The following is an 11,793-nucleotide window of genomic DNA, read 5'->3' as shown; positions in this document are numbered from 1 at the left end:
ATGTTCAAGTACATCGGGCACATCCTGCATGGCACCTTCACCCAGTTGCGCAGCCTGGGGATGATCTTCGCCCATGCCTGGCGCAAGCGCGACACCCTGCAGTACCCCGAGGAGCCGGTGTACCTGCCGCCGCGCTACCGCGGGCGCATCGTACTGACCCGCGATCCGGACGGCGAGGAGCGCTGTGTGGCCTGCAACCTCTGCGCGGTGGCCTGCCCGGTGGCCTGCATCTCCCTGCAGAAGGCCGAAAGCGCCGATGGCCGCTGGTATCCCGAGTTCTTTCGGATCAACTTCTCGCGCTGCATTTTTTGCGGCCTGTGCGAGGAGGCCTGCCCGACCAACGCCATCCAGCTAACCCCGGACTTCGAGATGGCCGAGTTCGATCGCCAGCAACTGGTTTACGAGAAGGCCGACCTGCTGATCGCCGGCCCCGGCAAGTACCCGGACTACAACTTCTACCGGGTCGCCGGCCTGGCCATCGCCGGCAAACCCAAGGGCGCGGCGCAGAACGAGGCCGAACCGGTCAACGTCAAGGGGTTGCTGCCATGATGCCGAGGAGCCGCTGATGCAGTTCGCCTTCTACTTCGCCGCCGGTATCGCGGTGCTCGCCACCCTGCGGGTGATCACTAACCGCAACCCGATGCACGCCCTGCTCTACCTGATCATCTCGCTGCTGGCGGTGGCGATGTGCTTTTTCGCCCTAGGCGCGCCTTTTGCCGGCGCCCTGGAGGTCATCGTCTACGCCGGGGCGATCATGGTGCTGTTCGTCTTCGTGGTGATGATGCTCAACCTCGGCCCGGCGGCCATCGAACAGGAGCGCCACTGGCTGACCCCGGGTATCTGGCTGGGGCCGGCGCTGCTGGCGTTATTGCTGCTCGGCGAGTTGCTCTACACGCTGTTCGGCACGCCCAGTGGCGCCGTACTGGGCACCCAGACAGTGGCGGCCAAGGCCGTCGGTATCAGCTTGTTCGGCCCCTACCTGCTGGTGGTCGAACTGGCCTCCCTATTGCTCCTGGCGGCACTGGTCGCCGCCTTCCACCTGGGTCGATCCGAGGCGCAGCCATGATCAGCTCCATTCCGCTGGAACACGGCCTGGCGCTGGCCGGCGTGCTGTTCTGCCTGGGCCTGGTCGGCCTGATGGTACGGCGCAACATCCTGTTCATACTGATGAGCCTGGAGATCATGATGAATGCCGCCGGCCTGGCCTTTATCGTCGCCGGCAGCCGCTGGGCGCAGGCCGATGGCCAGGTGATGTTTATCCTGGTGATCACCCTGGCGGCCGCCGAGGCGGCCGTCGGCCTGGCCATACTGCTGCAGCTGTACCGCCGCTTTCACACCCTGGACATCGACGCTGCCAGTGAGATGCACGGATGAACCTTCTCTACCTGACGCTGCTGTTTCCCCTGCTGGGTTTCTGCCTGCTGGCCTTCTCCCGTGGGCGCTTCGCGGAACCTCTCACGGCGCTGATCGGCGTTGGCTCGGTGGGTCTGGCGGCATTGTTCAGCCTACTGGTCGGCTGGCAGTTCTTCGCCACTCCGCCAGCCGACGGCGTGTATGTGCAGGTGCTCTGGCAATGGCTGGCGGTAGATGGCTTTACCCCGAGCTTCGCCCTGCACCTGGATGGTCTGGCGCTGACCATGCTCGGGGTGGTCACCGGCGTGGGTTTTCTGATCCACCTGTTCGCCTCCTGGTACATGCGTGGCGAGGAAGGCTATTCGCGGTTCTTCGCCTACATGAACCTGTTTATCGCCAGCATGCTGCTGCTGGTGCTCGGCGATAACCTGCTGTTGCTGTATTTCGGCTGGGAGGGCGTCGGCCTGTGCAGCTACCTGCTGATCGGTTTCTACTACCGCAAACCGGCCAACGGCGGCGCGGCGCTCAAGGCCTTTATCGTCACCCGCATCGGCGATGTGTTCATGGCCCTGGGTCTGTTCGTGTTGTTCCATGCCTTCGCCACCCTGAATATCCAGGAGATGCTGGCGCTGGCGCCGCAGAAATTCGCCAGCGGCGATCCGCTGTTGACCGCCGCGACCCTGCTGCTGCTCGGCGGTGCGGTGGGCAAGTCGGCGCAACTGCCGTTGCAGACCTGGCTGGCCGATGCCATGGCCGGCCCGACCCCGGTCTCCGCGCTGATCCACGCGGCGACCATGGTCACCGCCGGGGTCTACCTGATCGCCCGCTGCCATGGTTTGTTCAGCCTGACGCCGCTGACCCTGGGCCTGGTCGGCCTGGTCGGCGGTGTGACCCTGCTGCTGGCCGGTTGCGCCGCCCTGGTGCAGACCGACATCAAGCGCATTCTCGCCTACTCGACCATGAGCCAGATCGGCTACATGTTCCTCGCCCTCGGCGTCGGCGCCTGGCAGGCAGCGATCTTCCACCTGATGACCCATGCCTTCTTCAAGGCCCTGCTGTTCCTCACCGCCGGCGCGGTAATAGTCGCCTGCCACCACGAGCAGAACATCTTCAGGATGGGCGGGCTGCGCAAACCCCTGCCGCTGGCCTACCTGTGCTTCCTGGTCGGCGGCTCGGCACTGGCCGCCCTGCCCCTGGTCACGGCCGGCTTCTACTCCAAGGACGAGATTCTCTGGGAAGCCCTGGCCAGCGGCAACCAGCCGCTGCTGCTGGCCGGTCTGCTCGGTGCGGTGCTGACTTCGCTGTATACCTTCCGCCTGATCTTCATCGTCTTCCACGGCCCGCAACAGAGCGAGGCCCATGCGGGCAAGGGCATCGCCTATTGGCTGCCGCTGACGCTGTTGATGCTGTTGTCGACCTTCGTCGGCGCGCTGATCGAACCGCCCCTGGCCGGGGTGCTGCCAGACAGCGTCGGGCATGCCGGCGGCGCAGGCAAACACGGCCTGGAGCTGTTCTCCGGCTTCATCGCGGTGCTGGGCATCGCTGCTGCCGCGGCCCTGTTTCTCGGCCAGCGCGACCTGGTCAGGCGTCTGGCCGCCAGTGGGCCGGGGCGTTTCTTCAGGGCCTGGTGGTTCGCCGCCTGGGGCTTCGACTGGCTCTACGACCGGTTGTTCGTCAAACCCTACCTGTGGCTCTGCCGGGTGCTGCGGCGTGACCCGTTCGACCGCAGCATTGGCCTGTTGCCGCGCCTGGCCCGGCTTCTGCACCTGCTGCTCAGCCGCAGCCAGACCGGCCAGGTGCGCTGGTATGCCGCAACCCTGGTCGGCGGCGCCGTGCTGCTGCTCGGCCTGCTGAAGGTGCTCTGATCATGCAACCAAGGAGCGTGACCACGTGATTCTGCCCTGGCTGATCCTGATTCCCTTTATCGGCGGCCTGCTCTGCTGGCTGGCCGAGCGCCACAGCAGCACCCTGCCGCGCTGGCTGGCGCTGCTGACCATGGGCCTGGTGCTGCTGATCGGCCTGTGGTTGTGGCAGCAGGGCGACTTCCAGCTGGCACCGGGCGGCGGCCGCGAACCGACCTGGGAGCTGGAATTCAAGTACCTGTGGATCGCCCGCTTCGGCATCAGCCTGCACCTGGCGCTGGACGGCCTGTCGCTGTTGATGATCCTGCTCACCGGCCTGCTCGGGGTGCTTTCGGTACTCTGCTCCTGGCAGGAAATCCAGCAGCGTGTCGGCTTCTTCCACCTCAACCTGATGTGGATCCTCGGTGGCGTGATCGGCGTGTTCCTGGCCCTGGATCTGTTCCTGTTCTTCTTCTTCTGGGAAATGATGCTGGTGCCCATGTACTTCCTCATCGCCCTGTGGGGGCACAGCGCGGCGGACGGCAAGACCTCGCGGATCAACGCGGCGACCAAGTTCTTCATCTACACCCAGGCCAGCGGCCTGATCATGCTGGTGGCGATTCTCGGCCTGGTGTTCGCCAACTTCCACACAACTGGCGTGCTGACCTTCGACTACGCCCTGCTGTTGCAAGCCAAGCTCGACCCGACAGTCGAATACACCCTGATGCTCGGTTTCTTCATCGCCTTCGCGGTCAAGCTGCCGGTGGTGCCGCTGCACTCCTGGCTGCCGGATGCCCACGCCCAGGCACCGACCGCCGGCTCGGTGGATCTGGCCGGGATTCTGCTGAAAACCGCGGCCTATGGCTTGCTGCGCTTCGGCGTACCGCTGTTTCCCAATGCCTCGGCCGAATTCGCCCCGATCGCCATGGGCCTCGGCGTACTGGGCATCGTCTATGGTGCGCTATTGGCCTTCGCCCAGACCGACATCAAACGCCTGATCGCCTACACCAGCGTGTCGCACATGGGCTTCGTGCTGATCGGTATCTATTCCGGCACTCAGCTGGCGCTGCAAGGCGTGGTGATTCAGATGCTCGCCCACGGTCTGTCCGCCGCCGCGCTGTTCATCCTCTGCGGCCAGCTCTACGAGCGCCTGCACACCCGCGACCTGCGCCTGATGGGCGGCCTGTGGGGGCGGCTGAATTACCTGCCGGGGGTGATGCTGTTCTTCGCCGCCGCCTCGCTGGGCCTGCCCGGCACCGGCAACTTCGTCGGCGAATTCCTGATCCTGCTCGGCACCTTCAAGGTCGCCCCGCTGGTCACCGTGATCGCCACCGGCGGCCTGGTGCTGGCCTCGGTGTACTCGTTGAGCATGATCCAACGCGCGTTTTATGGCCCGGCCAAGGCCGAAGGCCCATTGCAGGGGCTGGATGGCCGCGAGCTGAGCATGATGCTCGGCCTGATCGGCTTGCTGCTGCTGCTCGGGGTCTATCCGCAACCGGTGCTGGACACCTCGGCGGCGAGCATGCACGGCGTGCAGCAATGGCTGGCCACGGCCTTCTCTCAACTGCTTTCGGCTCGGTAGTGCACATGGACATGGAATTGGATCTGACCCTGCGCCATTTCATCGCCCTGCTGCCGCTGCTGATCACCAGCGCCACCGCCGTGCTGGTGATGCTCGGGATCGCCTGGCGACGTAATCACACCCAGAGCTTTGTGCTCTCGGTGATCGGTCTCAACCTGGCCTTGCTGTCCTTGCTCCCGGCGTTGCAGGTCGCCCCACTGGAAGTCACCGCGCTGCTGATCGTCGACCGCTTCGCCTGTTTCTATATGGCCCTGCTATTGGTCGCCACCCTCGCCTGCATCACCCTGGCCCACGCCTACCTCGGCGAAAAGCTGGGCAAGGGCTATCCCGGCAACCGCGAGGAGCTGTATCTGCTGATGCTGCTGGCCGCCGTGGGGGGGTTGGTGCTGGTCAGCGCGCAGCACCTGGCCGGGCTGTTCATCGGCCTGGAACTGCTCTCGTTGCCGACCTACGGGCTGGTCGCCTATGCCTTCTTCAACAAGCGCTCGCTGGAGGCGGGCCTCAAGTACATGGTGTTGTCGGCCGCCGGCAGCGCGTTTCTGCTGTTCGGCATGGCCCTGTTGTATGCCGACGCCGGCAGCCTGAGCTTTGCCGGGATCGGCGCCATCCTGGCGCCAGCCGCGCAGCCAGGCGCGCTGGTGCAGTTGGGCATGGCCATACTGCTGGTCGCCCTGGCGTTCAAGCTGTCGTTGGTGCCCTTTCATCTGTGGACACCGGATGTTTACGAAGGCGCGCCAGCACCGGTTGCGGCCTTTCTCGCCACGGCCAGCAAGGTCGCCGTGTTCGCCGTGCTGTTGCGCCTGTTCCAGCTGTCGCCCGCGGCCGCGAGCCCGGCGCTGCACGCTCTACTGGCAGTAATCGCCGTCGCCTCGATGCTCTTCGGCAACCTGCTGGCCCTGCTGCAAAGCAACCTCAAGCGCCTGCTCGGCTACTCCTCGATAGCCCACTTCGGCTACCTGCTGGTCGCCCTGATCGCCAGCGAGGGCCTGGCGGTCGAGGCGGTCGGCGTGTACCTGGTCACCTACGTGCTGACCGTGCTCGGCGCCTTCGGCGTGGTCACCCTGATGTCCACGCCCTACAACGGCCGCGACTGCGATGCGCTCTACGAATACCGCGGGCTGTTCTGGCGCCGCCCCTACCTGACCGCCGTGCTCACCGTGATGATGCTGTCGCTGGCGGGCATTCCGCTGACCGCGGGCTTTATCGGCAAGTTCTACATCATCACCGTCGGCGTGCAGGCCGAGCTCTGGTGGCTGCTCGGCGCACTGGTGCTCGGTAGCGCGATCGGGGTGTTCTATTACCTGCGGGTGATGGTCACCCTGTTCATGGTCGAACCCAACCTGCGCCGCCACGATGCGCCGTTCAACTGGGGCCAGCGGGCGGGCGGCATCATGCTGCTGATCGTCGCCCTGCTGGCGTTCTTCCTTGGCGTCTACCCGCAACCGCTGCTGGATTTAATGCTGAACGCCGGATTCGTCCAGTAACCGCAGGCGGCCCGCGCCGCTACTTGATCCCCAGACGCTTGGCCAGACGATGCAGGTTGCCGCCGTCGATCTGCAGGTGGCGGGCGGTGGCCGACCAATTGCCGCTGAAGCTCTCCAGGGTCTGGCGGATCAGTTGCCCCTGAAACTCGTCGAGTGCCTCGCGCAGGCCCACGCCAGGCATTGCGCTGACCGCCGTGGCGGGCGTCAGCGCGGTCTGGCTGGTCGCCTGGGCCGAGGTTTCCAGGTTGAAATAGGCCGGATTGAGCAGCACCTCACCCAGGCCTTGCTCGGCACGCGCCAGCACCGCGGCGCGGTGAATGGCGTGCTCCAGCTCGCGCACGTTGCCCGGCCAGGGGTAACGCTGCAACAGCGCCAGCGCGGCCTTGCTCAGCGCCAGACTGCCCAGGCCCAACTGGCTGCGACAGCGCTCGCAGAAGAAGCCGCTGAGCAGGGCGATGTCCTCCTGCCGCTCGCGCAGCGCCGGCACGGTGATCGGGAACACGCTGAGGCGGTGGTAGAGGTCGCCGCGGAATTGCCCGGCCAGCACCGCGCCCTTCAGGTCGCGGTTGGTGGCGGCGAGAATACGCACGTTGACCTTGAGGCTGCGGTCGTCGCCGATGCGCTGCAGGTCGCCGTACTGCAGCACGCGCAGCAGCTTGGCCTGCAGGGTCAGCGACAGCTCGCCGATCTCGTCGAGGAACAGGGTGCCCTGGTCGGCCATCTCGAACTTGCCGGCGCGGTGGTGGATGGCGCCGGTGAAGGCACCCTTGACGTGGCCGAACAGCTCGCTCTCGGCCACCGACTCGGGCAGCGCCGCGCAGTTGAGATACACCAGCGCATGCTCGGCGCGCGACGAGGCCAGGTGAATGGCCTTGGCCACCAGCTCCTTGCCGACCCCGGTCTCGCCCATGATCAGCACGTTGAGGTCGGATCCGGCGACCACGCCAACCTCCTTCTTCAGCTGCAGCATGCCGGCCGACAGACCGACGATCTCATCCGCGCCCGGTTTGTTCGCCAGCGGGTTGCCGATCGGCGCCATCGTCTGCTGCTCCAGGCGCTCGACCAGCAGCGCGTTACTCAGGGCCGCCGAGGCCAGGGCACCGATCAGGCGCAGCTCCTCGTCGTTGAAATGGTCGAACTGGGCCGGGTCGTAGCCGTCGATGGTCAGCGCGCCGATCAGGGTCTGGTTGGCGAACAGCGGCAGGCCGATGCAGGCATGCACCTTGAGCTGCTCGCGACTGGGCAGGATCAGGTTGTCGTAAGGATCCGGCAGCTGGCTGTCGGCGGGGAAGCGCACCACGTCGCCGGCGCGGGCGATGGCCTCCAGGCGCGGGTGTTCGCCAAGGCGGAAGCGCCGGCCGAGCACGTCCGGGGTCAGGCCATCGATCGCCAGCGGGCGGAACAGCTGGCCCTCGTAACGCAGCAGGGCCAGGGCATCGCACAGCAACAGCTGGCGCAGGCTGTTGATCAACTGCTGAAAACGATCCTGATTGGAGATGCCCCACTGCAGGTCGAGGGCGATACGCGCCAGGTTATCCATTGAAAGCGACATGTTCTGTCTTTATGACCAAGATATGTCGGAAAGACATTACACAGGCACTGTACATTTGACAAATGTACATTGTAAATCTCTTATATTTCAATTACTTAAATACTGGCACGCACCCTGCAGTAGAGACGGGCAGGCTTATCTGTCCACCTCTGCAAGGTACGCATTTGTATGACTATTCTGCTCAAAGAAAACATCCACTGGGTCGGCCAGCGCGATTGGGAGGTTCGTGACTTTCACGGCACCGAATACAAGACCCTCAAGGGCACCAGCTACAACAGCTATCTGATCCGCGAGGAGAAGACCGTGCTGATCGACACCGTCGACCATCGCTTCAGCCGTGAGTTCATTCTCAACCTGGCCAGCCAGATCGACCTGGCGAGCATCGATTACATCGTCATCAACCATGCCGAAGAGGATCACGCCGGCGCACTGTCCGAGCTGATGGCGCGCATCCCCGGCACGCCGATCTACTGCACCGCCAACGCCATCGACTCGATCACCGGCCACCACCACCAGCCGCTGTGGAACTTCATCCCGGTGAAGACCGGCGACAGTCTGGACATCGGCAACGGCAAGCAACTGGTGTTTATCGAGACGCCGATGCTGCACTGGCCCGACAGCATGATGACCTACCTCAGCGGCGACGCCGTGCTGTTCAGCAACGACGCCTTCGGCCAGCACTACTGCGACGAACACCTGTTCAACGACGAGGTCGACCAGCAGGAGTTGATGGAGCAGTGCCTGCGCTACTTCGCCAACATCCTCACCCCCTTCAGCCCGCTGGTCACCGCCAAGATCAACGAGGTGCTCGGCTTCAACCTGCCGCTGTCGATGATCGCCACCGCCCACGGCGTGGTCTGGCGCACCGACCCGGCGCAGATCGTCGGCAAGTACCTGGAGTGGGCCGACCACTACCAGGAGAACCGCATCACCCTGTTCTACGACAGCATGTCGAACAACACCCGGATGATGGCCGACGCCCTGGCCCAGGGCATCCACGAGGCCGATCCGAGCGTGGCGGTGAAGATTTTCAACGTCGCCCGCCACGACAAGAACGAGATCCTCACCCAGGTGTTCCGCTCCAAGGCCATCCTGGTCGGCTCCTCGACCATGAACAACGTGATGATGCCGAAGATCGCCGGCATGCTGGAGGAAATCACCGGCCTGCGCTTTCGCAACAAGAAGGCCGCCGCCTTCGGCAGCTACGGCTGGAACGGCGGCGCCGTGGATCGCATCCAGACCCGTCTGATGGACGCCGGCTTTACCACTTCGCTGTCGCTGAAGAGTAAATGGCGTCCCGACGGCAACGCCCTGGAGGCCTGCCGCGCCCATGGTCGGCAACTGGCGCGCGAATGGGCGTTGGCCACCCCGCCGGGCACCCGCCAAGCCGCTGCCCCGGCAGCGGCCAAGCCCGCCGCTCAGGCGTCCGCCGCCGCTTCGGCAGATGCCGGCCCGGCCATGCAGTGCAGCGTCTGCCAGTGGGTCTACCAGCCCGAGCTCGGCGAACCGATGCAGAACGTGGCCGCCGGCACGCCCTGGAGCGAGGTGCCGGATAATTTCCTCTGCCCGGAATGCAGCCTGGGCAAGGATGTCTTCGAAGTACTGCGGGAGAAAGCAGCATGAGCCACGAAATCCTCATCATCGGCTCGGGGTTCGCCGCCTGCCAGTTGGTCAAGAGTCTGCGCAAGCTCGACGCGCAGGTGCCCATCCGCCTGCTCACTGCCGACAGCGGCGACGAGTACAACAAGCCGGACATCAGCCATGCGTTCAGCCAGGGCCGCAGCAGTGCCGAGCTGACCCGTCTGAGCGCCGCGCGCTTCGCCGAGCAGTACCAGGTCGCCATACAACCCTTCACCCGGGTCGAGTCGATCGACCCGCAGGCTCGTCGCGTGCACACCGCCGACGGCAGCCACGCCTACGCGCAACTGGTGCTGGCCACCGGGGCCAACGCCCTGGTGCCGCCGGTGCCGGGCCATGAACTGCTGCTGACGCTCAACAGCCAGGGCGAATACCAGGCCGCCGAGGCGCAGCTGCGCGACGCCCGCCGCGTGCTGGTGCTCGGCGCCGGGCTGATCGGCAGCGAGCTGGCAATGGATCTGCTCAGCAGCGGCAAGCAGGTGGTACTGGTCGACCAGGCCAGCAGCCTGCTGGCGTCCTTGATGCCGGCGGCGGTCAGCGCCCGCCTGCAGGCCTGCCTGGTCGCCAGTGGCGCGCAACTGCGCCTGGGCAGCGGCCTGCAACGACTGGAGCGAACCGACGAAGGTATCCGCGCCTATCTGGACGACGGCCAATGGGTCGACTGCGACAGCGCCATCGCCGCCATCGGCCTGCGTCCGAGCATCGAACTGGCACGCCAGACCGGGCTCGCCGTAGACCGTGGCATTCAGGTCGACCGCCATCTGCAGACCAGCGCCGAGCATATCTACGCCCTGGGCGACTGCGCCGAGATCAGTGGTCGCGTGCTGCCGTTCCTGCAGCCGATCCAACTGGCGGCCAGCGCCCTGGCCAAGACCCTGCTCGGCCAACCGCAGGCGCTGCAGCTGCCGCCCATGCTGATCCGGGTGAAAACACCGCGCCTGCCCTTGCACCTGGCTGGCGAGACCAGCGGCGACCACCTCGACTGGCGGCTCAGCTTCGACGAGCAAGGCATGCTGGCGCAGGCCTTCGACGAACAGGCGCAGCTGCGCGGCTTCGTGGTCAGCGAGGGGCGCCTGCAGAACGCCTTCGCCCTGCTGCGCCAGTTGCCCGGCTGAAGCCGGGGCGTACCGGCAAGCGCGCGCTTGCCGGCTGGAACGGGGCAGAGCCTGGAATCCGTCCGCGGCCGGGATCGCCTCGGCGAGCCTGCTCAGGAGCCCCCATAGGCCTGCAGCCAGGCATACAGCCGCTCGGTGTCGCTGCGCCGGCACAGTGCGCTGCCTTCGCTCATGATCGCAGCGCTGCCGGCGGCCACGCCAAAGCGCGCGGCTTCGCGCCAGCCGGCACCGGCGGCCAGCTTGAGGGTGATGCCGGCGACCAGGCTGTCGCCGGCGCCGACGGTGCTGCGCCGGGGCACCGACGGCGCGGCGATCCGCTCGCTCAGGCCGTCACTGGCCAACAAGGCGCCTGCGGCGCCGAGCGAGACCAGCACCGTTTCGCACTGGCCGTCCCGCACCAGCCCCTGGGCGATGCGGGCGAGCTGCTGCGGCTCGCTGATCTCTTCGCCGACCAGGGCGCTCAGCTCGCTGAGGTTGGGCTTGATCATCAGCACCCCGCCGACCGCCAGGGCCTGGCGCAGCGCCGCGGCGGAGCTGTCGATGAGGCAGCGCGCGCCGCGGCGTCTGGCGCCTTGCAGCACACGCGGGAGGAAGTCTGCGGCCAAACCGGCGGGCAGGCTGCCGCTGATCACCAGGTAGTCGAGGGCCGGCAGCGCCTCCAGGCTGGCCAGCAGCTGTTCCTGCTCGACCGGGCTGAGCAGCGCGCCGGGCATGACCAAGCGGTATTGCCGACCACTGGCCTGCTCCACCACGTTGAAGCATTCGCGGGTGCCGTTGGCGATGGCCAGCGGCCGATTCGGCACCCCTTCGGCATCGAGCAGTTCGATCAGATGCCGACCGCTGGAGCCGCCGGCGGGGAACAGCGCCAAGGCATTGCCGCCGAGGAGGTGGATGGCCCGGGCGACGTTGATGCCGCCCCCGCCGGCGGCATAACTCGGCGCGCTGCAACGCAGCTTGGCATCCGGGCACAGGCGCGGGACTTGGGTGGCGATATCCAGCGCGGGGCTGAGGGTCAGGGTGACGATATGCGCCCCCTTGCCCAGAACACGCTTAGCGCTGCGTGAAGGAGTGGCCATGCTCGACCTCGACGGCTGGCTCGGGTGCCGCGGCACCTATAGGCAGAAGCGTAGGCGAACGCCCCCCAGACTGCCGGCTGATGCTGTCGATGGGCTGGCCGTTGCCCTGCAGCCGGTCGCCCAGGGTACTGCCGGTAGCTGGCGGAAATCCC

10 protein-coding genes are annotated in these 11,793 nt (G+C 66.1%); 8 read left to right on the top strand and 2 right to left on the bottom strand.

Annotation, left to right across the window (positions count from 1 at the left end; translation table 11 throughout):
• Genes nuoI through nuoN form a run of 6 tightly spaced genes read left to right on the top strand, consistent with a single transcriptional unit; the run spans window position 1 to window position 6,260 of the window.
• Window positions 1–549, top strand: coding sequence for an NADH-quinone oxidoreductase subunit NuoI (nuoI, locus tag P8H27_RS12040; RefSeq protein ID WP_289637796.1), 549 nt, complete (start codon window positions 1–3; stop codon window positions 547–549).
• Between the two features lie 16 nt (window positions 550–565).
• Window positions 566–1,066, top strand: coding sequence for an NADH-quinone oxidoreductase subunit J (gene nuoJ / locus P8H27_RS12035; protein ID WP_289637794.1), 501 nt, complete (start codon window positions 566–568; stop codon window positions 1,064–1,066).
• Window positions 1,066–1,374, top strand: a complete 309-nt coding sequence (gene nuoK / locus P8H27_RS12030) for an NADH-quinone oxidoreductase subunit NuoK (protein ID WP_289637860.1) — start codon at window positions 1,066–1,068, stop codon at window positions 1,372–1,374. Before nuoJ ends, nuoK begins: the two co-directional genes overlap by 1 nt.
• Window positions 1,371–3,218 carry an NADH-quinone oxidoreductase subunit L gene (gene nuoL / locus P8H27_RS12025; RefSeq protein WP_289637792.1) on the top strand — a complete coding sequence of 616 codons (1,848 nt, stop codon included), beginning with the start codon at window positions 1,371–1,373 and terminating at the stop codon, window positions 3,216–3,218. The genes nuoK and nuoL overlap by 4 nt, the downstream gene beginning before the upstream one ends.
• Window positions 3,219–3,243: 25 nt before the next feature.
• On the top strand, window positions 3,244–4,776 hold the full coding sequence (gene nuoM / locus P8H27_RS12020; RefSeq protein ID WP_289637790.1) for an NADH-quinone oxidoreductase subunit M: 1,533 nt from the start codon (window positions 3,244–3,246) through the stop codon (window positions 4,774–4,776).
• 11 nt (window positions 4,777–4,787) lie between these two features.
• The gene (nuoN, locus tag P8H27_RS12015; RefSeq protein WP_374761347.1) at window positions 4,788–6,260 is read left to right on the top strand and encodes an NADH-quinone oxidoreductase subunit NuoN; all 1,473 of its coding nucleotides are present in this window, start codon (window positions 4,788–4,790) and stop codon (window positions 6,258–6,260) included.
• Between the two features lie 19 nt (window positions 6,261–6,279).
• Here the strand turns inward: nuoN and norR are convergent, their stop codons facing one another.
• Window positions 6,280–7,812 (bottom strand): nitric oxide reductase transcriptional regulator NorR, encoded by a 1,533-nt coding sequence (gene norR / locus P8H27_RS12010; protein WP_289637788.1) that lies wholly within the window; start codon window positions 7,810–7,812, stop codon window positions 6,280–6,282.
• A gap of 168 nt (window positions 7,813–7,980) precedes the next feature.
• Here norR and norV point away from each other — a divergent pair, with 168 nt between their 5' ends.
• Together norV and norW are read left to right on the top strand one after the other, a co-directional pair.
• The gene (gene norV / locus P8H27_RS12005) at window positions 7,981–9,435 is read left to right on the top strand and encodes an anaerobic nitric oxide reductase flavorubredoxin (protein ID WP_289637786.1); all 1,455 of its coding nucleotides are present in this window, start codon (window positions 7,981–7,983) and stop codon (window positions 9,433–9,435) included.
• Window positions 9,432–10,565, top strand: coding sequence for an NADH:flavorubredoxin reductase NorW (gene norW, locus P8H27_RS12000; protein WP_289637784.1), 1,134 nt, complete (start codon window positions 9,432–9,434; stop codon window positions 10,563–10,565). The genes norV and norW overlap by 4 nt, the downstream gene beginning before the upstream one ends.
• 92 nt (window positions 10,566–10,657) lie before the next feature.
• On the opposite strand, the gene P8H27_RS11995 is transcribed toward norW, so the two are convergent.
• Window positions 10,658–11,641, bottom strand: a complete 984-nt coding sequence (locus tag P8H27_RS11995) for a 1-phosphofructokinase family hexose kinase (protein ID WP_289637782.1) — start codon at window positions 11,639–11,641, stop codon at window positions 10,658–10,660.
• Window positions 11,642–11,793: the final 152 nt, after the last annotated feature.

Origin of the sequence: Pseudomonas sp. sp1636 (assembly GCF_030376615.1) — a bacterium.
GTDB lineage: Bacteria > Pseudomonadota > Gammaproteobacteria > Pseudomonadales > Pseudomonadaceae > Aquipseudomonas.
Note: the sequence above shows the minus strand (reverse complement) of the source record. Positions and strands in the feature narration are given on the sequence as shown.